The 21,236-nt window shown below is 74.0% G+C and carries 16 protein-coding genes and 1 pseudogene; 5 read left to right on the top strand and 12 right to left on the bottom strand.

Annotation, left to right across the window (positions count from 1 at the left end):
* Both AB0L25_RS40185 and pgfA read right to left on the bottom strand, forming a co-directional pair.
* Positions 1–1,174 (bottom strand): NAD(P)H-dependent flavin oxidoreductase (locus AB0L25_RS40185; protein WP_500178821.1); only part of this gene is annotated, 1,174 nt, incomplete at its 3' end.
* Positions 1,175–1,335: 161 nt separating this feature from the next.
* Positions 1,336–2,433: a cell envelope lipid trafficking protein PgfA gene (pgfA, locus tag AB0L25_RS40180; RefSeq protein WP_500178819.1), complete on the bottom strand. Its 1,098-nt coding sequence runs from the start codon at positions 2,431–2,433 to the stop codon at positions 1,336–1,338.
* Positions 2,434–2,606: 173 nt separating this feature from the next.
* Here pgfA and AB0L25_RS40175 point away from each other — a divergent pair, with 173 nt between their 5' ends.
* Positions 2,607–3,383, top strand: coding sequence for a class I SAM-dependent methyltransferase (locus AB0L25_RS40175; protein ID WP_500178817.1), 777 nt, complete (start codon positions 2,607–2,609; stop codon positions 3,381–3,383).
* Entirely contained in the window at positions 3,380–4,600 is a 1,221-nt protein-coding gene (locus AB0L25_RS40170; protein ID WP_500178815.1) for an acyltransferase family protein, read from the top strand. The genes AB0L25_RS40175 and AB0L25_RS40170 overlap by 4 nt, the downstream gene beginning before the upstream one ends.
* A gap of 1,045 nt (positions 4,601–5,645) precedes the next feature.
* On the opposite strand, the pseudogene AB0L25_RS40165 reads toward AB0L25_RS40170, so the two are convergent.
* The 9 genes and pseudogenes from AB0L25_RS40165 to AB0L25_RS40125 form a co-directional block, all read right to left on the bottom strand.
* A pseudogene (locus tag AB0L25_RS40165) lies at positions 5,646–8,882 on the bottom strand (alpha-(1->3)-arabinofuranosyltransferase domain-containing protein); the annotation flags it as partial.
* Positions 8,863–10,095, bottom strand: a complete 1,233-nt coding sequence (locus AB0L25_RS40160; protein ID WP_500178813.1) for a glycosyltransferase family 4 protein — start codon at positions 10,093–10,095, stop codon at positions 8,863–8,865. The gene AB0L25_RS40160 and the pseudogene AB0L25_RS40165, both read right to left, overlap by 20 nt.
* Positions 10,092–10,919: a glycosyltransferase gene (locus AB0L25_RS40155; protein ID WP_500178811.1), complete on the bottom strand. Its 828-nt coding sequence runs from the start codon at positions 10,917–10,919 to the stop codon at positions 10,092–10,094. Before AB0L25_RS40155 ends, AB0L25_RS40160 begins: the two co-directional genes overlap by 4 nt.
* A 13-nt stretch (positions 10,920–10,932) precedes the next feature.
* Positions 10,933–11,064 (bottom strand): hypothetical protein, encoded by a 132-nt coding sequence (locus AB0L25_RS40150; RefSeq protein ID WP_267898580.1) that lies wholly within the window; start codon positions 11,062–11,064, stop codon positions 10,933–10,935.
* Positions 11,064–12,794, bottom strand: a complete 1,731-nt coding sequence (locus tag AB0L25_RS40145) for an MmpA family trehalose lipid delivery protein (RefSeq protein WP_500178809.1) — start codon at positions 12,792–12,794, stop codon at positions 11,064–11,066. Before AB0L25_RS40145 ends, AB0L25_RS40150 begins: the two co-directional genes overlap by 1 nt.
* A gap of 27 nt (positions 12,795–12,821) precedes the next feature.
* Positions 12,822–14,897, bottom strand: coding sequence for an acyl-CoA dehydrogenase family protein (locus tag AB0L25_RS40140; protein WP_500178807.1), 2,076 nt, complete (start codon positions 14,895–14,897; stop codon positions 12,822–12,824).
* A 62-nt stretch (positions 14,898–14,959) separates the two neighbouring features.
* Complete coding sequence (locus AB0L25_RS40135; protein WP_500178805.1) at positions 14,960–16,090, bottom strand: flagellar basal body-associated FliL family protein; 1,131 nt, start codon at positions 16,088–16,090, stop codon at positions 14,960–14,962.
* Between the two features lie 69 nt (positions 16,091–16,159).
* Positions 16,160–16,996, bottom strand: a complete 837-nt coding sequence (locus tag AB0L25_RS40130) for an EI24 domain-containing protein (RefSeq protein ID WP_500178803.1) — start codon at positions 16,994–16,996, stop codon at positions 16,160–16,162.
* 9 nt (positions 16,997–17,005) lie between these two features.
* Positions 17,006–17,860 (bottom strand): SDR family NAD(P)-dependent oxidoreductase, encoded by an 855-nt coding sequence (locus AB0L25_RS40125; RefSeq protein WP_500178801.1) that lies wholly within the window; start codon positions 17,858–17,860, stop codon positions 17,006–17,008.
* Positions 17,861–17,961: 101 nt separating this feature from the next.
* Between AB0L25_RS40125 and AB0L25_RS40120 the strand changes: the two genes are divergently transcribed.
* A complete protein-coding gene (locus AB0L25_RS40120; protein ID WP_500178799.1) occupies positions 17,962–18,231 on the top strand; it encodes a hypothetical protein in 270 nt (89 codons plus the stop codon).
* A gap of 84 nt (positions 18,232–18,315) precedes the next feature.
* Here AB0L25_RS40120 and AB0L25_RS40115 read toward each other — a convergent pair whose 3' ends face one another.
* Positions 18,316–19,584: a HEAT repeat domain-containing protein gene (locus AB0L25_RS40115; protein WP_500178798.1), complete on the bottom strand. Its 1,269-nt coding sequence runs from the start codon at positions 19,582–19,584 to the stop codon at positions 18,316–18,318.
* 121 nt (positions 19,585–19,705) lie between these two features.
* On the opposite strand from AB0L25_RS40115, the gene AB0L25_RS40110 reads away from it, so the two are divergent.
* A complete protein-coding gene (locus AB0L25_RS40110) occupies positions 19,706–20,563 on the top strand; it encodes an SDR family oxidoreductase (protein WP_500178796.1) in 858 nt (285 codons plus the stop codon).
* 99 nt (positions 20,564–20,662) lie between these two features.
* On the top strand, positions 20,663–21,211 hold the full coding sequence (locus AB0L25_RS40105) for an MSMEG_6728 family protein (RefSeq protein WP_500178794.1): 549 nt from the start codon (positions 20,663–20,665) through the stop codon (positions 21,209–21,211).
* The last annotated feature ends 25 nt before the right edge of the window (positions 21,212–21,236 follow it).

The raw sequence follows: 21,236 nt of genomic DNA, 5'->3' as shown, positions 1-21,236 counted from the left end.
CGGGCAGACGGTGTACCTGTCGGCGACGCCCGGCCCGTACGAGATGGGACGCGTGCAGGGCGACGTCGTCGAGCAGGTCATCCGGCCCACCGGGCATCGCCTCGACGTACTCCTCGACGAGGTCGTAGACGACCTGGCTCGTGGACTTCACCTGGTTCATCGAGCCGACGATCTGGCCGACCGGGAACGTGACCAGCTCGCCGTCGCCGGAGCGGGCGATGCGGGGCAGCGCGTCGGCGATGAGCATGAACTGCATCGGCATCGGGAGGGTACCGGGCGAGTTCTCGCTCTCCCACGCGTCGGTCCACGCGGTCTTGAGGAAGCGGGCCGGCTTGCCCGTCCACGCGCGGGACCGGACGGTGTCGCGGGACGTCGCCGCGAGCAGCTTCGGCATCGCGCGCTCGGGGGTGTCGGCCTCCTCGACGGTGAGCCAGATCGAGCCCGTCCACACGCCGTCGGCGCCGAGGGCCATGCCCGCGGCCATCTGCCGGCCGCGGCCGATGCCGCCCGCGGCGAGGACGATCGTCTCGTCGCCGACGGCGTCCACGACCTCGGGGATGAGGACCATCGTGGAGACGTCGCCGGTGTGGCCGCCGGCCTCGGTGCCCTGCGCGACGATGATGTCGACGCCGACGTCGGTCTGCTTGCGGGCGTGCCGGGCGTTGGAGGCCAGGCCCGCGACCTTGACGCCCTTCTCGTGGGCCTCGGCGACGACGTCCGCGGGCGGCGGGCCGAGGGCGCTGGCGAGCAGGGCGATCGGGTGCCGCAGCGCCACCTCGACCTGGGGCCGCGCGGTCTGGTCGGTCCAGCCGAGCAGCGCGCGGTGGGCCGTCTCGGTGGACGGCTCGACGCCGTGCTCGGCGAGGAGGTCGTCGAGGAACTTGCGGTGCTCGGCGGGGATCATCCCCTGCAGCTTGCCGAGCATCTCCTCGGCGTCGCCGAGGTCCGCGCCCTCGTACTTGGCGGGCATGACGACGTCGACGCCGTAGGGCTTGCCGCCGACGTGCTCGTCGATCCACTTGAGCTCGAGTTCGAGCTCCTCGGGGCTGAAGTACAGGGCGCCGAGGACGCCCATGCCGCCGGCGCGGCTCACCGCCGCGACGACGTCGCGGCAGTGACTGAACGCGAAGATCGGGTACTCGATGCCGAATAGTTCGGTAGCTCGTGTCCGCACAGCCCCGACCCTAGGCGCGATCCGACGAAACTGCAACAGGTTCTAGTTAGGGAATTCGCTGTCGCCCGGGTACGGATGGTCTCACCTAGAACATGTATCAGGGGCGCTGCGTGCGGGCATGCCGGAAGCCGCCCGGACGGGCCGGGCGGCGGGCGGGGACGTCAGGCGCGGGGCGCGGGTTTCCGCTTGGGCACGGGGCGGCGGGCGGCGCGGGACGGCGCCTTCTTGCGCGCCGTCTTCTTGTCCGGCTGCTTCGGCGCGCGGGGCGGGGACACGTCGCCGAACTTGCCGTCGGAGCGGCGGGGCGCCTGCGGCGGGGGCGGCGGCGCGTCGTCGCGGCCGAGGCCCATGATGCCGCCGATGAGCAGCCCGAGGAGCCCGAGGAGGACGGCCGCGCCCGGGATGAAGATCCGCACCATGTCGATCTGCAGCGCGGTGCCGTCCGCGAGGTCGACGGCCTTGCGCTGGTCGGCGTCGGTGGTGACGAGGTCGGCCTGCGCGACGATCATCTCGCCGCGCCCGTCCGGGGTCCGGACGGTGCTGCGGATGTTCTTGCGGTGCTTCACCGGGACGCCGGTGCGCGGGTCCACCCAGACCGTGTTGTACGCCTCGGTGTAGCGGTCGACCCGCTGCGGCTCGGCCTCCTGCAGGCCGAGCATCGTCCCGGGCAGCTTGGCCTCGACCGGCCCGGTCTTGGTCAGCGGGATGTGCTGGGTGAACCGGTACGCGGTGAGGCCGTGGACCTGCTCGACCGCGCCGAACTTCATCGGCGCGACCTGCTTGGTCGTCGGGTCGTAGACGTCGTAGTCGATCTTCTGGACGTTCGCGATGGGGAACAGCAGCCCGTACCCCTGCATGCGCACGTTGCCGTCGCCGTCCACGTTGACGCCGCAGCAGTTCACCAGCCGTCCGGTCTCCCGGTGGAACGCGATGCGGAACCCCTGGATCTGGACGGGGTTCTTCGGGTTCGCCTTGTCGTAGATGTTGGTGGTCGAGTCCCAGACGGCGATGTCGTCGTTGCCGTTGTTCGCCCGGACGTCGCCGCGGACGGTGTTCGTGGCGAGGAGCGTGACGTTCGTCCGCGTCTTGAGCGCGGCCTGGTCGAAGTAGGTGCTGTTCGGCGACTCCAGGTGCGTCACCTGGTACCGGTTCAGCGGCGCGCGCACGACCTGCTCCGCCACGTAGAACCGGACGAGGGGCGCGAGGGTGAGGAAGAACGCTCCGAGGCCGATCAGGAGCAGTCCGACCCGTCGCCGCATGAACACCTCCGGGAGTGCCGTCCAGTCGCGGCCGGGGGGCCGTCTCCGGCGTGTGTCGGGTCAGGCTAACAGGACTCCCGCACGTTCGTACCGGTCGGTAAGCTCCCGCTGTACTTTTCGTCGCGGTATTTTCCCGGCGCCGAATTCCCCGACCGGACGGACGCGAGGTGGCGATGGTCTCGGTGCGCCTGCAGTCGCACGGACGCGCGGCGGACGCGCCCGGGCACAGGGCGACGCTGGCCCGGTCCGTCCGGCTGTTCGGCGCGTTCCGGCGGGAGGCCGGGGACCCCGAACGGTTCTACGACCTGTTGGCACGTGACACCGTCGCCCAGCTCCGCTCGTACACCGACCTGGACGGGGCGACGGTCGTCGACGTCGGGACGGGCTCGGGGTTCTTCGCGCGCGCGCTCGAACAGGCGGGCGCGCGGTGCACGGGCGTCGACCCGGACGTCCGCGAGCTGTCCGCGCACGGCGCCCCGGGGCCGAACACGCTCGTCGCGAGCGGGCTCGCCCTGCCGTTCCGGACGGGTTCGGCCGACGTGTGCTTCTCGTCGAACGTCCTGGAGCACGTCCCGGACCCGTGGCAAATGGCCGGGGAGATGGTGCGGGTGACCCGGCCGGGCGGGACGGTGTACCTGTCGTTCACGAACTGGCTGTCGCCGTGGGGCGGGCACGAGACGTCCCCATGGCACTACCTCGGCGGGCACCGGGCGGCGCGCCGGTACGAGCGGCGCCACGGCCGCCCGCCGAAGAACCGGTTCGGCAGCAGCCTGCATGCGGTGTCGGTGGCGGGCGCGCTGGCGTGGGCGCGCGGGCGCGACGACGCGGACGTCCTGGACGTCCTGCCGCGCTACCACCCGGGCTGGGCGCGGGCGGTCGTCCGCGTGCCGGGGCTGCGCGAGGTCGCCACGTGGAACCTCGTGCTGGTGCTGCGGAAGAGGCCCGGTTGACGACCGCCGAGCGGGTCGCGCGGACGGCGGTGCCGCCGCCGATCAGCGGACGCCAGGAGCCGCTGGACGGCGTCCGCGCGGTCGCGGCGCTCGCGGTCCTGGCCGTCCACGTCGCCAGTTCGGCGGGCACGATGACGCGGGGCGAGGGCGCGGGCTGGCTGTTCAACGGCGGCCAGGCCGGTGTGGCGATCTTCTTCACGCTGTCCGGGCTGCTGCTGTACCGGCCGTGGGCGGTGGCGGCGCTGGACGGACGACCCGCGCCCCGTGCGGGCACGTACTTCGCCAAGCGCGCGCTGCGGATCCTGCCCGCGTATTGGGTGCTGATCGTGGTCTACATGGTCACGGCAGGGCGCGACCACATCGGTGACCCGCTCACGTGGGTGTCGCTGCTGACGTTCACGCAGATCTACGTGCCCGACCCGTGGTGGTCGTCCGATCTGGGCCCGGCGCATCTGGGGCAGTTGTGGAGCCTCTCGGTGGAGGTCGCGTTCTACGTGACGCTGCCCATCACGGCCGCGGTCCTGCACTGGGTCGTCAGGCGCGCGCGCACAGGGGACGCCGGCGGCATCGCGAAACGGCTGCTGTTCGCCATCGGCGTCTACGGGGCGCTGTCGCTCCCGTTCACGGCCCTCGCGTACTTCCCGGAGCGGAACTCGCAGATGGGGGTGTGGCTCCCCCGGTACTTCATCTGGTTCGCGCTCGGCATGGCGCTGGCCGTGGTGACGGTGTGGGCCCGGCAGGACGGGCGCCGCCCCGTCGCCGCGCTGTGCACCGCCGTCGCGGACTCGTGGAAGGCGTGCTGGATCGCGGCGGCGATGCTGTTCGTGGTCGCGGCCACCCCGGCGACGGGCCCGCTGAGCCTGTCCGAGCCCGGCGGCCTGTGGACGTCCGTCCTGCACATGGTGCTGTTCGGGGCGTGCGCGCTGGCGTTCACGGCGCCGGTGGCGCTGGCGCCGCCGGAGCATCCGGCGATGGAGGCCGCGCTGGGCAACCCGGTGATGCGGTGGCTCGGCCGGGTGTCCTACGGGCTGTTCCTCTGGCAGATGATCATCATCGTCGCCTGGTACGAGGCGCTCGACCGGACCTTCCGCGGGAACGTCCTGACGGATCTCCCGCTCCTCGCCCTGGCGTCCATTGCAGCGGCGGCGCTGAGCTACTACCTGGTGGAACGTCCGGTTCAGGGGGTTCAGCGGCGCCTCCTGGGGCGTCCCAGCTGACCGCGATCGGCCCGCCGCCGGCGCCGCCGGACGGGCGGGGCCGCCACAGCCCGACCGCGAGCCGGCCGACGATCACCAGCCCGAGGACCTGCGGCGCGACGTCGCCGAGCGCGCCGGACGGGTTCGCGGGGTTGCCGAGCAGGTCCCAGCGGGCGCCGACGGCGAGGCAGGCCGTCCCGGCGACCATCGCGGCCGCGACCGGCCACGGCGACGCGATCGCGCGGAGCGCGGCGGAGCGGCGGGTGCGCGCCCAGCCGCAGACGGCGGCGACGCCGAGGGCGACGGCGGCGCCCGGCACCCCGCCGATCCACGCGCCGAGCGCGGCGGCGAACGGGAGCGCCGCCCAGACCGGCCAGCCCCGCGCGGGCGCGAGGACGGTCGCCGGGGCCGGGCCGCGCGGCGGGCGGCGCCTCCCCGGCGGGCGGACGGCGACGGCCAGCAGCAGGACGAGCAGGCCGAGGCCGCCCGCGACGGAGACGAGGTGCGCGCGGTCCGGCAGGTAGGCCAGCTCGACGGTCCCGCGGGTCCCGGCGGGGACGAGCCACCCCTGCTTCCAGCCGTCGAGCCGGACGGGCCGCAGCTCGGTGCCGCCCACGGTGGCCCGCCAGCCGGTGTTGAAGTTCTCGTTCACGGTGAGGAACGACGCCGCGGCCGCGTCCACGCGGACCTCCCGGGAGCCGGACTCCCACCGCACGACCTCCACCGGCGCCGGTTCCGCAGAACCGGACGGCTTCGCGGCTCCCGGCACGAGGTCGGCGTCGCCCGCGACGACCGTCTCGAGGCGGTAGGGGTCGAGCGGCACGGCGGTCAGCCGGTTCGCGCCCTGCTCCAGCGGCGCGGGCCCGCACGCGGCGAACCGGACGGGACGGCCCGCGAGCAGGTCGCCGAACGTGCCCGCGACCTTCGTGCGCAGGGTCGTCCCGCCCAGCTCCAGCCGGGGTCCGAGGCCGCACGGCAGTTCGAGGGGCAGGCCGCGCACGTCCGGCAGCGGCGCGACGCCGGGGATCACGAGGTCGGTGAGCTGGACGGGCTGCAGCCGCCGGTCGTCCAGGAAGGTGACCTTGATCCGCTCGGTGGTCATGGGGGCGAACGCGATGCGGCCCGCGTCGTCCGACAGGCCCTCGCGGGTCGCGCCGTCGTCGCCCTCGATCCGCACCCGGACGGGCCCGGACGCGCCGGGCGGGCGGCGCAGTTCGAGCGTCCCGACCGTGCGGGGTTCGCCCCACGCCACCGCGAACGCGGGCGCGCGGTCGCCCGCCTCCGCGATCCAGGCGGTGGCCGGGTCGCCGTCGAAGCCGGAGCGGGCGCCGTTCACGGGGTGGCCGGTGAGGGTGGAGGACGCCTTGACGACCGGCCGCCCCTTCGCCTCGGTGTACTCGGCGACCAGCTCGGGGTCGGTGAGGACGGCCGTCCCGGCGATCTTCACGTCGCGGGCGGTCGCGGACGCGAACGTCCGGTCGAAGCCGTCGCCCTCCTCGCCGCGCGCACCGAGGTCGGCGGAGCAGACCCACCGCGCGCTCCCCCGCATGCAGGTCGCCTTGCCCCCGGGCACCCGGCTCATCACGTACGTCGCGGGTTCGCCCGTCTCGCCCGGCGCGGGCATCACGTAGGTGCGGGTCGGCTTCACGCCGCCGACGGTCAGCTCGCCGATGCCCGCCCGCGCGAACGCCGGGACGGCGGGCTCGGCGACCAGCCCGGTGATGCGGATCCGCACCCAGCGGGTCTTCCCCTCGGGCGCGCGCAGCGGCTGCGGGTCGGCGGTGCGGCGGACGTCCTGCGCCGCGGTGCCGTGCTCGGTCTCGACGGCGACGCGCGCGACGGCCGGGCCGAGGGAGTCGTCCCGCAGGAACGCGGCCTCCAGGTCGCCGACGTCGCGGGGCCGGTCGAAGTCGACGCGGAGCCACTGCCCGACGGGGCCGTCGAACCCGCCGGTGCGCCAGGCGGAGAACGGGTCGCCGTCGAGCGCCGCGTACGGGACGGCGGCGGGCAGGTGCCCCTCGGGCGCCGTGCCCTCGTCGGACGCCGAACTCGACGCCGTCACGTCCCGGACGCCGCCGCCGTACGCGATGTGCGTCGCGTACCGCTTCCAGCCGTCGTCCAGGACGTCGGCGGCCTCGCGGCGCTGCCCGGCGCCCAGCGTCCGCGACGTCTGGTGCAGCTCGCCGAAGTTGCGCCGGACGAGCCGCGGCGAGTCCGTGGCGACGGGGACGCCGCCGAGGTCGGACGCGTCGTCGTTCAGCAGCACGGGACGGTCCGGCAGCGCGCCGCCGTCCGCCATCGTCAGCAGCGACTCCGGCCCGCCGAGCACGCGGACGGGATCGGCGGCGGGCGCGAGGGTCGCGACGGGCTCGGCGCCCTCGACCTCGTACACCTCCAGCGCGGGGTACGGCTGGTCGACGGCCACGACCGCGTCGTCCACCGGGACGTGGCCGGTCGGCGGGCCGAACGTCGCGACCCGGCGCAGGCCCGGCGACCCGTCCAGCGCCTCGTGGACCCGCGCGGGCCGCCCCCCTTCGAGGCTCTCGCGCCGCAGATCGTTGCGGACCAGGACGTACCGGACGCCCATCCGGCCGAGGAACTCGCTCAGCCCCGGCGACGGCAGCCCCGACCTCGCCTGCAGTTCGATCGCGTCCAGCGCGCGCGTGTAGCCGGGCGATCCGGCCGGGACGAGCTGCCGGACGCCCCAGCGGGCGTTCAGCAGCGGCTGCACGATGTCGTCCATCGGGCGTCCCCACAGGTACTCGCCGAACGACGAGCCGGGGACGGCGAGGACGGCCTGCCGTCCGGCGCGCTCGTTCAGCCAGGACGCCGCGTCCTCCCAGTACCCGGGCACCCGCTCGAAGCTGCCCGAGCCGCTGAGGCCGCGGACGACGCCGGTGAGGCCGATGCCGCCGAGCGCGACCGCCGCGACCACGGGCAGGACGGCGACGGCGCGGAACCGGGCGCGCAGCCCGTCCGGTTCGGGGTAGACGAGCGCCGGGTCGCCGTCCGGACGGCGTTCCTTCAGCCACCGCGCCGCCGCGACGAGCACGTGCGCGAGGCCGAGGGCGAGCGGCAGCCGGATCACCGCGTCGAACTTGTGCAGATTCCGGAAGGGGGCGAGGGCGCCGTCGAGCAGCGCGCGGACGTCCCCGGCGAACAGGCCCGGCAGGTCGCTCATGTGCCCGGCGGTGAGGATCGCGAGCCCGGTGAGCAGCGTCAGCAGCAGGAACGTCCGCTCCGGCAGGCGGCGCGCGGCGAGCCCGGCGAGGCCGAGCGCCGCGACGGCGCCCGTGCACAGCATCGCGAGCGGCGTCAGCGACAGCCCGTACCCGACCGGCGACCAGACCTGCCCGTCCGCGACCAGGTAGTTCACCCAGCGCTCCGCGCCGCGCAGCACGTTGACGAGCCCGGTCGGGCCGGTCGTCGTGTCCGCCTTCTCGGTGTAGGTCAGCCACGAGAACCCGTACGTGCCGGTCAGCGCCAGCGGGATCAGCCACCACGCGATCGCCGCCGCGACCGCCGCCGACCACCAGGCCGCCAGCCGGAGCCGGAACGTGCCCCGGGGCCGGGTCAGCAGGTAGACCGCCGGGACGACCAGGACCGCGAGGGTCGCGGTCGCGTTGATGCCGCCGCAGCACGCGATCGCGAGGCCGGACCGGGCCGCCGCGCGCAGCCGTCCGGTGTCCCCGGCGATCGCGCTCACCAGCGGCAGCACGATCCAGGGCAGCATCGCGACCGGCATGTACTCCGACGAGATCAGCCCCAGCGTGGACAGCGCGTTCGGGGCGAGCGCGTACGCCATCGCGGCGAACGGGCGGGACCGGGGGCCGCCGACGCCGAGCCGCCCGGCGAGCCGGAGCGTCCCGGTGAACGCTAGGCACATCAGCAGCGACAGCCAGAGCCGCTGGGTGATCCAGGCGGGCATGCCGGCGAGGTCGCCGAGCGCGTAGAACGGGCCCATCGGGAACAGGTAGCCGACGGCCTGGTTCTGGAGCTGGCCGAACTGCTCGGGGCTCCACAGGTGCAGGGCGCCGCCGAGGAACCCGCGCGGGTTCACCGCCATGTCGATCTTGGTGTCGGCGAGGATCTCGCCCGGCCGGGTGCAGAACGCGAGTGCCACCAGGGCGCAGCAGCACGCGAGGGCCCGCAGCCGGTCGCGCAGCCGCGCCGCCGCCGCGTCCGGGTCGGCCCACCGGTCGCGGCCCGCCGGCCGGCCCTGCGACCGGTCGCGCGACCGGCCCTGCGACCGGTGCTGGGACCGGACGCCCGCGCGGGGCGGGTCAGCCTCTCCGACGGCCATGGTCCCGGCGCTCCCCTTCCCTCGTGACGCGCGAGTGCTCGTCACCGTACCGGTGGGTCACGCCCGCCACGAGCGCGCCGTCGGCGAGCATGCCCGCGGCGAGCGCGCCCTCGACGAGCGCCGCGATCCGCGTGGTCGTCCGGTCCCAGTCGAACCCGGCGGCCCGGGAGCGGCAGGCGGCGGCGACGGCCGCCCGGCGGTCCGGGTCGTCCAGCTCCTTGAGGGCGCGCTCGACGACGTCGGCGAAGTCGCCGCCGGGCGGGACGAGCCAGCCCGTGACGCCGTCGCGGACGGCGTCGCGCAGCCCGTCGACGTCGGCGGCGACGGTCGGGACGCCGAGCGCGGCGGCCTCGATCACGCTGAGCCCCCAGCCCTCGCCCCGCGACGTCGACAGGTGCAGGTCGGCGCGGGCGACGAGCGCCGCCTTGACCTCCTCGGCGACGTACCCGTGCGGGACGACGACGCCGGTGAGCTCGCGCGCGGCGATCCCCGCGGCGAGCCCGGGCGCCTCCGGACCGTCCCCGACGACGTGCAGCCGCAGGCCCGGACGGCGCTCGGCGAGGCGTCCGGCGAGGTCGAGCAGCAGGTCGAGCCGCTTGTGCGGGACGAGCCGCGTCACGCACACGAGGTCCGGATCGCCGCGCGGGCCCGGGGCGTCCGCCGCGTCGGCGTCCACGGCGGTGGAGCCGTTGTGGACGATGTGGGCGGGACCGGTCCAGCCGAGGCGTTCCCGGACGGCTCGCAAAGTGGACGGCGACACGACCACGAACGCGTGCCGCCGGTACGTCCAGCGGCTCACGGGGCCTTCCAGCACACGGCCGACCCACGCCAGCCACGACGGGAAGTACAGGCCGAACTGGTCGTCGTGCACGTGGTGGACGACGCAGAACACCGGCACGCGCCTCGGCAAAGCCCACGGTGAGAAGAACGGAATGCCGTTCTGGCAGTCGATGACCGCGTCGAACGACCGGCGGTGCAGGAGCAGCCACAGCAGGACCAGCGGGTAGACGGTGAACCGCCCGCCGAGCCGCACGAACGTGACGTCCTCGACCTGTTCCCTGCGCGCCTGCCCGCGCGCGCGTGCCGTGATGTAGGTGACGCGTGCGCCGCGCAGGGCCATTCCCCTGGCGACCTCCCACGCGTACCGTTCGGCGCCGCCCGCGGCCGGATGCCAGGGGTCACGCCAGTTGACGACCGCGAGCCGGGTGCTCATCCCCGCCCGAGGCCCGGCGCGGCACGGGACACCGTCTCGGCGGGCGGCGCGGGCGCCTGCGCCGGGACGTACGCGCCCCGCGGCGCACGGTTCCGCAGGGGGCCGCCGCCCGCACGCGCCCGGATCAGGGCGAGGTCGACGAGGCAGCGCAGCGAGTGCCGCCGCACCGAGAACGTCGAGCCGGGACGGTCCCGCCACACGACGGGGATCGCGGTGACGGCCGCGCCGCGCCGCACGCAGTTCGCGAGCAACTCGACGTCGAAGGAGAAGCCGGCGGTGCGCAGGTCCGCGGCGGCGGCGCGGGCCAGCGGGCCCGCGAAGAACTTGAACCCGCACTGGGTGTCGGCGACGCCGCCGACCAGGTCGCGGACGAGCCGGTTGAACGTGACGGCGCCGAGCCGGCGGACCGGCAGCGCGTACGCCTGCACGACCGAGCGGTCATGGCGGCGCGACCCCACCACGACCGGACGTCCGTCCCGCAGCAGCCCGAGGACGTCGGGCAGCGCCGCGAGGTCGGTGGCCATGTCGGCGTCCATGAACCCGACCCAGGGGGCGCGCGTGGCGAGCAGCCCCTCGCGGACGGCCGCGCCCTTGCCGGGCCGGTCGCACCGCACCAGCCGCACCGGCACCGGGCCCCGCCACGCGCGGACGATCGCGGCCGTGCCGTCCGTGCTGGCGTTGTCGACGACGATCACCTCGGCGCGCACCGGCAGTCCGGCGAGCGCGTCGCTGAGCAGGCCGAGGCCCGCCGGGAGCCGTGCGGCCTCGTTGCGGGCCGGGACGACGATCTCCAGCAGGACGGGGCCCGCGCACCAGGTCCCCATGGCGGCGGGAGGGTCAGCGCTCGCCGTAGTTGTACAGCGGCTTGATGACCGGGTCCTCCTGGGAGGCGCTGGCGAGCTGCACGGCGCCCAGCGAGGTTCCGGCGGCCAGCAGAGCTCCGACCACAATGGCGATGGCGATGCGCATCAGGGGGCCCTTCGTCGGTTATTGCGAGAACGGGGTGGGTCACGGCGGGGTGAGCGGGACTTGATACTCCCGAGTAGCGGGGTGCTCAGGCTAGTACCTGGACCCACAATTGACCAGAAAACCCCTGCGCTCGCGATAGCCCACGCCACCACCACGGGTGCCGCGGGAACCCGCTCGTCCACCCGCGCCACCTGCCCCTCGATCCGGTAGACCGCCAGGTGGGGGCCGCGCAGCACCCGCACCGCCCCGGTCGGCCGGAACCGGTCGATCTCCGCGTCCACCACCACGTACCGGACGCCCGCGTCGCGCAGCGCCGCCGCCGGCGGGCTCCCGGACGCCGCCGCCGGGGCGAGCCGCACGGAGCGCGGGTCCTCCGGCGCGACGGTAGTCCGGCCGACGGTGACGGAGTCGTTCACGATCACCCGCCGGTCCAGGTAGCGGGGCAGGGGATCGAGGACGCGGCGCCCGTGGTTCCACGCGTAGCTCCGGTACTGCGCCCACGGCAGCAGCAGCACGTCACCGTTCGCAGGGTCGCTTTCGATGATCTGCCGCGCGCGCTTCCAGTCGTCCGGATACTGGACGGCCCGGAGTTCGCCTGCCGCGCCCCAAGCGAGCGTCGGCAGCAGCAGCACGGGAACGACCGCGAGCCCAACGGGGACGAGCGGCAGCTTCGCCTCGGCCGCCCGGTCGGCGGCCACCCCGGCCCCGACCGCGATCACGACGGCGAGCGGCGCGACGAACTGCTGGCCGTCCCGCAGGACCGCGAACCCCGGCCACAGGCCGATCATCCCCGCGAGCACCGGCTCGGCGACCGCGCCCAGCGCCGCGACCGCGAACCCGGCCGCCCCCGCCGCCGCGAGGCCGCGCCGCCACGGTTCGTCCCGCGTCCACAGTGCGTACGCGGCCAGGGCTCCCACTACCGCGACCAGCCATAGCGTCGCCGTCAGCGGCGCCCCGTACCCGTGCGGCACCGTCTCGCCGTTCCACACACCCCCCAGCAGCAGCAGGCTGCCGAGCGTCCCGAACGGGGTGTCCGCGCGGGCCGCGAACAGCCCCACCGCCGAGTCGTCCCCCGGCACGCCGCCCGGCCGCAGCAGGCCCGGCACCAGCCACGGCAGGCCCAGCAGCGCCGCCGCCGCGACCACCTTCCCCGCGGCCTTCCCCGCGGCGTCCCGCCCCGCGAACAGCGCGACGACCAGCGCCGCCAGCCCGGACACGGCCAGCGCCGCGAACCCGCCGACCGCCGCCGGGAGCAGCGCCCGCACCAGCCGCCGCCCGCCGCCGCGCTCCCCCGCGCGGGCCGCCGCCGCCAGCGCCCACGGCAGCGCCGCGTACCCCAGCAGCAGCGCCCACTGCCCCAGCAGCAGCCGCTCCGCGACGAACGGGTTCCACGCGTACACGACGCCCGCCGCCAGCCGGGGCGCGAGCCGCCGGGACGGGACGAGCGACGCCGCCGACGTGCACGCCAGCACGAAGACCGCGAGCAGGATCGCCTTCTGCGCGACATCGCCGGGCAGGACGGTCCCGAGCGCGGCGGCGAACGCGTCGCTCGGCACGTGCCGCGGCACCGTCCCGGTCAGGCCGAACGTCATCGGCGTGAACGCCGGATCCGGGACGAACACCATGTCGTACGACAGGACGAACCCGGGTGCGAGCCCCGGCCCCAGCGCGAGTGCGCCGAGCAGCAGCCCGGTCAGCGCGGCCGCCAGGTGCCGCGTCCGGTCCCTCACCCGATCCGTCCCGTCATCGCCGGAAAACTACCCGACCGGCTCGGGGTCGCGGGGCAACCCCAGGATCCGCTCGCCGATCACGTTGAGGTTCACCTCGGTCGTGCCGCCGCCGATCGTCATCGCGCGCGACGCCAGCAGGTGCCGCGTCCACCGGGCGCGCAGCTCCGACTTCCACCCGCCGGTCAGCGCGCCGTGCTCGCCGAGCAGCCCGAACCCGAACTCGGTCACCCGCTGCCCGTGCTCCATCGCCACCAGCTTCCGGACGTTCGCCGTCGCGCCCGGGTCGGTGCCCGAGATCTGCTTCAGGGTCGCGCGGAGGCTCAGCAGGTTGAGCGCGTGCTCGTCGCAGACCAGATCGCCCACGCCGTCCCGGACGACCGGGTCGTCCGCGACGTCCAGCTCGCCCGCCAGCCGCAGCAGCTTCGGGACGTCGCCGCCGAGCTGGAACGACGTCGTCAGCCCGACCCGCTCGTTCGCGAGCGTGTTACGGGCGACGCGCCACCCCTCGTTCACGGGGCCCACGACCAGGTCGTCCGGGACGAACACGCCGTCCAGGAACACCTCGTTGAACACCGCGTCGCCCGTGCACTCGCGCAGCGGGCGCACGTCGATGCCCGCCGACGCCATGTCGACGAGGAAGTACGTGATGCCGTCGTGCTTCGGCCGCCCCGCGTCGGTCCGGGCGAGGCAGATCGCCCACTGCGACTCGCGGGCCAGCGACGTCCAGATCTTCTGCCCGGTGATCGACCAGCCGCCCTCGACCCGCTCGGCGCGCGTCCGCAGCCCGGCCAGGTCGGAGCCCGCGCCCGGCTCGGAGAACAGCTGGCACCAGACGATCTCCCCGCGCAGCGTCGGCGGCAGGAACCGCTCCTTCTGCGCCTCGCTCCCGTACTGGACGAGCGACGGCACGACCCACGCGGCGATCATCAGCGGCACGGGACGCACCCCCGCCGCCTTCAGCTCCTGCCGGACGACGATCTGCTCGACCGGCCCCGCGTCCCGGCCCCACGGCTTCGGCAGGTGCGGCGTCACCCAGCCGCCGTCGGCCATCGCGGCCCGCTGCTCCGGCGGCTCCATCGCGGCCAGTTCGGCGACCTCCGCGCGGATGCGGGAGCGGAGGTCCGTGGCCTCCTCCGGCAGGTCGATGTCCATCGGACGCCGTACGCCGCTCAGCGCGCGCGCCGCCGCCTCTGCCCGATGCTCGCTCGCCCTTCCGAGGATCGCCCGCAGCGTCAGGGCGCGCCTGTAGAAACGGTGCGCGTCGTGCTCGTACGTGTAGCCGATGCCACCGTGAACCTGGATGTTGCCCTCGGCGCACTGCACCGCCGCGTCCGCCGCGAGCACCCCCGCCACCGCCACCGCGTACGCGCGCTGCTCCTCCGGCTCGTCCAGCGCGCGCGCCGCGTCCCACACCGCCGCCCGCGCCCGCTCCAACGCGATGAGCATCCGCGCGCACTTGTGCTTCACGCCCTGGAACTGCCCGATCGGGCGGCCGAACTGCTCCCGCAGCTTCGCGTACTCCACCGCCTCGTCGAGCGCCCGGCCCGCGACGCCGCACGCCTCCGCGCCGAACACCACGACCGCGAGGGCCCGCACGTCGACGCCGTCCGGTCCGTCCACGAAGCGGGCTTCCGCGTCGACCGTCACCGCACCGGCGGGACGGCCCGCGTCGAGCGACTCCAGCTCCTCGACCTCGCACGACGCCCGATCGACGACGGCCCAGCGATCACCGGCCGGGAGGACGAACACCTCCGCGTCCGCCGCACCGACCACCGGCCGGACGGTGCCGAACACCCGCGACCCGTCCGTCCGCAGGCTCCCCGACAGGCCGACGGCCCCGGTGCGCGAGCCGTCCCGCAGGATCGCGGACGCGAGCACGGCGGGCGCGTACCGGGCCGGGCCCATCGCGCGGCCCAGTTCCTCGAGCACCACGGCCTGTTCCGGCAGGCCGAACCCCTGCCCGCCCGCGCTCTCCGGAAGGTGCAGGCCCGGGAGCCCCTGCTCCATCAGCGCGGGCCAGAGCCCCTCGCCCGCGTGCCGCTGGACGAGCCCCCGCACCGACGCCGCGAGCGCCGCGTGCTCCTCCGTCACTCCGATGGCCATGGCCGCACCTTTCGTCGGGTGCGGCCAGCCTATTAGAACGTCATTCGGTTATGACAGGGGGATCAGATGACCTTGAGGCTCGCCAGGAACCGGTTCAGGTCCGGCCACAGCTTCTTGTGCGTGTTCGGCAGCGACGCGAACACCACCGCGGGCGCCTTGCGCCCCGTGTCGATCACCGCCGTCGCGACGATCTCGCCCGTCGCCCGCACGCCCTGCCGCTCGTACGTCAGGTACGACGCGACCAGCCAGCCCTTCCGCCCGTCCACGTCGAGCGCCTGCGACGCCAGCGGCTTCTGCGCGTCCTGGAAGCCGTAGTACTGCGCGAGGTACCCCTCCGCCGCGAGCCCCGCGACCTGCTTCACGCTGTCCGGGCCGCTGTAGGAGCCCTGCAGGCTCGGGATCAGCGTGCCCGTCAGCAGCTGCCCGTACCACATCTGGGCGCCGCCGCGCTCGGTCACCACGATCTGCTGCCCCGACCAGCCGGGCGTGCCCAGCTTGTTCTCCTTCGTCGGCACCTGCCAGGGCGGACCCAGCCGCGGGTACGACAGCCCCGCCATGTCGTCGTTCACCCGGCCCAGCACCCGCGACGGCGTCCCCGCGAACGTCTCCAGCTTCGCGTCCGGCGGCATCGACGCCTGCGCCGTGACCGACTGCTCGGCCGCGCCCGTCCGTCCCGCCTTGTCCGGCTCGTCACCGCCGCCGCGCGTCAGGAAGTACACGCCGCCCGCCGCGATCAGCGCCGCCACCAGCAGCCCGACCCCGCCGAACAGCACCAGCCGGGACCGGCCGCCCGTCTCCAGCGGGTCGCCGGACGCGCCCAGCTTCTCGTCCGCCGCGGCCTCGTCGGCCATCCAGTCCGGCATCTGCCAGTTGCCGCTGCTCGGCTTCCCCGACTTCACCGGCCGGTCCGAACCGGTCGGCACCGCCGGCACGTAGTTCGACGGCGGCTCGTCCTTCGACCCGTCCTCGTCGAAGAGCTCGCCCTCCCACTGCGGCGCGTCCCGCTCGTCCCGCTCGTCCGGCCTGGGCGCCACGCGGACGTCGGACTCCTCGGCGGGCGCCTCGCCCGCGACGTCGGCGGCCTGCCCGGCGGGCGTCTCGGCGGGCGTCTCGACCTTGCCCCACACGTCGTGCGGCGCGTCACTCTCGTTCAAACCGGTCCAGCGCGCATCGCGCTCCCCCTGATCGGACATGCGGCACACGTTACGCGAAGATCATCGAACGCGGCCCACGAGGAATCACGCTCCGGACACAGCTTGCTATCAGTCGTGACCCTGCTGCCACTGCCCCGGCTGTACCTGCGGCGCCGCCCGCCACTCCTCCGACGGCGGCCCCGGCCACTTGTCCGCGCCGAGCCGCTCCCGCACCATCAGCGTCGCGCCCGCCACCGCGCCCGGCATCGCCAGCACCGCGCCCAGCGGCACCAGGAACAGCGCGAACGTCGCGACCCCGAACCCGATCACCAGCGGACGGTTCGCCTTCATCCGGGCGAACCGCTCCTTGCGCAGCACCTCACGCCGCTCCAGCGCCACCGACGACAGCTCGCCCGCCAGGAAGTAACCGGAAACGCACGCCGCCACCACCGGCACCACCGTCTGCCCGATGCCCGGAATGAACCCGCACGCGAAGAACACCACGGCGAACCCGAGGGCCACGACCCCCAGCAGCAGCGCGTCCTTGACCGCCCGCCCGATCTGCGTCATCAGCGGCACGTCGGGCTCCGGCGGCGCACCGCCCTGCGAGTCCTCGACCCGCACCGCGATCGCCTCGTAGAACGGATCGCCCACCATCAGCGTCACGGCCGTGAACGTCAGGATCGCCAGGAACGCCGACGCGCCCAGCACCGCGATCCCCGCGATGACCCGCGCCGCCTTCCGCACCGTCTCCGACCAGTCGTCCGCGAACCATGTCACCCAGCCCGCGACGTCCCCGATGTTGTAGACGAGGAACCCCAGCGCCGTCCCGTAGACCAGCAGCACGATGAGCGCGGGAATGAGGCCGAACAACCACTGCAGCGGATGCCTGACGATCCACCCGATCCCCCGCAGCAGGTAGCCCGCGCCGGCGAACACATCCTTGAACCTCGACTGGTGCTCCACGCGGCGAGCCTAACGAAGCCCCACAAGATGCGCCGAACGCTCCCAGACGTCCCGCGCCAGCGCCTCGTCCTTCAACGGGCCCGACGTCGGCGCACCGGGCACCGACCCGTGGAACTCCCCGCTCCGCCCGGCGAACTCGTCGTCCACCGCGAGCCGCAACGCCATCCGGGCGCCCCGCTCGGGCGTCCGCACCACCGGCGTGTGCGACAGCAGCGCGCCCAGCCGCTCCGTCCCCCGCATCTCCCGCGCCAACTGCGTCGCGACGGGCCCCGGGCACATCGCGTTCGCCACCACCCCGCTGCCCTCCATCCGCCGCGCCAGCTCCTGCGCGAACAGGATGTTCAGCAGCTTGCTCCGGCCGTACACCCGCAGCGACCCGGCCTTCCCATACGCCCCCGGCTCCGCCAGCCGCTCCACATCGAGCCGGTCGGCGAACCGGTGCGCCTCGCTCGCCACGATCACCACCCGCGACGGCGCCGCCTTCTCCAGATGCCCCAGCAGCAGGTTCGTCAGCAGGAACGGCCCCAGATGGTTCGTCGCGATCATCCGGTCGTACCCGTCCGCGCTGACCTTCGCCCGCATCTGGTGAACCCCCGCGTTGTTCACCAGGACGTCCACCCGCTCGAACCGCTCGCACAGCGACGCGGCCACCCGCCGCACGTCCATCAGCACCGACAGATCGGCCAGGAAGGTCTCCACCCGCCCCCCGGGCACCTCCCCCGTCAGCTCCTCGACCGTCGCCCGCCCCCGCATCTCGTTGCGGCACACGATCCCCACCAGGAACCCCCGCCGCACCAGCCCGCGCGCGATCTCTTTCCCGATCCCCGATGTCCCCCCGGTCACGATCGCGATCTTGGTCTCCATGCCCCCACCCCACCACCCGCCCACCCACCGGACAACCCCCTTGTGATAAGCCGCGAAAAATCCTCTGGCCCCCGCCCGCGACACGCAGAAGAATCCGAGCCGTGACCACCGAGCGCTGCATTCACGACATGATCATCGGCCAGTGCGGGCTCTGCGCCCCGGTCCCGGAGGGACTCGCCGAACGCGTCTACATCACCCGGGGCGGCAGCGTCTTCCACGCCCGCACGAACTGCGACGCCCTCCAGGACGGGCAGCGCAAAGCCTCCCGCCTCGGCCTCGAGATCCATGACGCGAACCTGGTGCCGCTGAGCGACGCGCTGCTCCAGGGCCGAGGCGCCTGCGAGATCTGCTTCCCCGGCTACCGCCCCTAGCGCTCCGCGATCCGCGGGCCCCAGAGGATCTCGGAAGGGTTGCCCGGCGTGCTCGCGATGAGTTTTCTCTTTGCAACCGCGGACTCAGAACGGAGGATCGTCGCGGTACCCGGCAGGGGAGTGACCGACGTCCGGCGGCGGGGCATACGCCCAGACGCCGACAGGGTGCTCGCCGAGGCTCCATGCGAGGCGGTACCGAACCCACGGGTCGGCCTCGGTCTCCTCCAGCTCGCGCAGTCGCGGATGGAGATCGACAAGGCCGAACCGTCCGATAGCCGCGACGCCGTGCGAACGAAGCAGCGGATCCGCCTCGTCCAAGAGCCGGACGACCACGTCGGCGAGCAGATCGTCCGGAGGCTCGTTCCGCTCGACACCCAGGGTCCACGTCAGCTGGTACGCCGCGAGCCGGCGGCGTTCGAGGTCGTCCGACGCCAGCTCCGCCAGGACGTCGGCGAACGTGAGCCTCCCGAGGGTGCTGAGCGCGTCGAGGCCTCGTGGGGTACATGACCGGGCATACCGGGCGATCTCGTCTGCGATCGCCTCGGCATCGGCCAGGCTGTGCGGGCGCCGGTGTCTCTCCCGCCTAAGCCGGTCCCACAGATCCGCCCGCGCGGTGGGGTCCGGGTCGGCGGTCACGGCGCCGAGCAGCGCGGCCCAGGCGCGGTCGCCGAGCACCGGCAGGTCCAGCAACGACTCCCCGGCACGGGCCCGCCGCGCCGGGGACGGGTCGTCGGCGAGCACCCCGACGAGTTCGGGCTCGTCCAGCGGGAGCCCCTCGCCGAACCAGCCGCCGCGGCCACCGGCGGCGGCCTCGTCCAGCCACCGCTCGTACCAGGCGAGGAAGTCGGCGTCCTCGACCACGTAAGGGCCGACGGGCCCTTCGTCGTCGAGGTTGATCAGCCGTCCTCGTGCCGGTCCGGTCACGACCAGGCGAGTGACGAGGGAACAGCCATGAGTCGAGACCTGCACGGTGCCGCGCAGGAAGTTCTGGTCCGGGCCCGGCGGGTCCTCGTAACGCTGCTCCCAGTCGCCGAAGTAGCGCGGCCCCGGCAGGTAGGGGCTGGGCCGCGCCAGGTGCCCGGACGGCCGATCCGCACAACACTCGACGTCCAGCCGGCACAACCGGTACCCCGGACCGGCGCCCTCGGCGCCCAGCTCAGTGATGAACAGCCGGTACTCCGGGGGAAGCGCCACCTCGTGCCGCTCCTCGAACCGGGCCACCGCGGCCTCCGGCAACGGCGGCCCGAGCTCGAACCGATGGTCTTCCGCGCCGAAGATGGCCGGCTGTTCGGCACGTGCCGCCGCCAGCTTCCCGGCGATCCGGCCCAACCGCACGTGATCGGGATCAGTCACCCGCCCACCCTACGGACGCGCGCCCCAGAAGGCGATATTCGCGCAAAACATGAACACATTGTTCACGTTTGCATGCAAAGCAAAAAATGCCCTACAAAGGGGAGCCGAATCGGAGGAGACAATGACTTTTCTCATCACGGGGGCGACCGGGAACATCGGCCGGCTCGTCGTCGAACGGCTCGCCGGACACCCGGTCCGCGCGCTCACCCGGACGCCCGGAACAGCTCGATTTCCCGCGGACGTCGAGGTCGTCGGCGGCGACCTCGAACGCCCGGACTCACTCGTCGAAGCGCTGCGGGGCGTCCGGCGGATGTACCTCTTCCCCACGCCCGGGACGGCGCGCGCCGTCGTCGCGCGGGCGGCGGAGGCGGGCGTCGAACGCATCGTCGTCCTGTCCTCCGGGGCGGTCCCGGCGGGGCTCGACACCGAAATCCACCTCCCGGTAGAACGGGCCGTCGAGGAATCCGGCCTCGAATGGACCCATGTGCGCCCCGGCGAGTTCATGCTCAACAAGCTGTGGCTTTGGGGACCGTCGATCCGCGCGGAACGCACCGTCCGCGACCCCTTTCCGGACGCGGCCTGGTACCCCGTCCACGAGGCGGACGTCGCCGACGTGGCCGCCGCCGCGCTGCTGGACGACGACCACGCGAACGCCGCCCACACCCTCAACGGCCCCGAACTGATCTCCCACCGCGACCAGGTGGCGGCCATCGCCGCCGCGATCGGCGAGGACATCGCGCTGGAGGAGGTGACCGCGGAGACCGCGCGCGACCTCTACCGTGCCCAGGGCGGCTTCGCCGCCGCCAACGCCGACTTCCTCCTCGGCTTCGAGGACTACTCCGGCGCCGAAGCGTCCCCCGAAACCATCGCGGACTTCGACCCGACGTCCGTCGGCCCCGTCCCCACCGCCGAGCCCGTGACGGGCCGCGCCCGCACGTTCGCCGAGTGGGCCGCAGACCACGCGGACGACTTCCGCTGACCCACACGATCGCCACCTGCGGCTGGAGTATGCGAGCCACAAAAGGAAAGGAACCGTAGCGCCCAGGGCTCCGGCCGCAGTGAGCAGAAAGCCGAGGCGGTGCAGACCTTTCTCCCGTACGCGGATTTCGCCGCGACGGCTCGCGTTCTCGACCCGCGGAGGCTCGGGAAGCAGCGCGTCGAGGCGCTGCAGGTGCTGCGCGGACTGACGGTGCCGGGGTACGGATGGCGGCACCACCCGGCCGTGCGGATGTGGAAGGGGTACGAGGAGGCGCTGGTTCGCTACGGCCTGGAGGTCTGCCGTCAATGGTGCTCGCTCGGACACCGGGACACGTGCGCCGCCTCACTGACGTCCGACCTGATGAACGCCACGGGCGTCCACCATCCCCGGAGCCAGGAGAGCCTGGCCAACGCCGCGGCGCTGCCACCCTGGCTGGGCGACCCGAGACTGCACCTGAGCCACCGTTCCGCCCTGATCCGCAAGGACCCCGAGTTCTACCGGCCGCTCTTCCCCGACGTCCCCGCCGACCTCCCGTACTTCTGGCCCCGCCCCGACCAAACGCAAGGCGACAGCAACGACCCAACCCCATACCGGCGCGCACACCCACGCCGCGTCGACTACGATGCGGGACGAGCCGCGCCGGCGTAGCTCAATTGGCAGAGCATCTGTCTTG

The sequence above is a fragment of the Spirillospora sp. NPDC052242 genome, assembly GCF_040679555.1.
GTDB lineage: Bacteria > Actinomycetota > Actinomycetes > Streptosporangiales > Streptosporangiaceae > Spirillospora.
The sequence above is the reverse complement of the archived record's forward strand: the minus strand, read 5'-3'. Positions and strand labels throughout refer to the sequence as shown.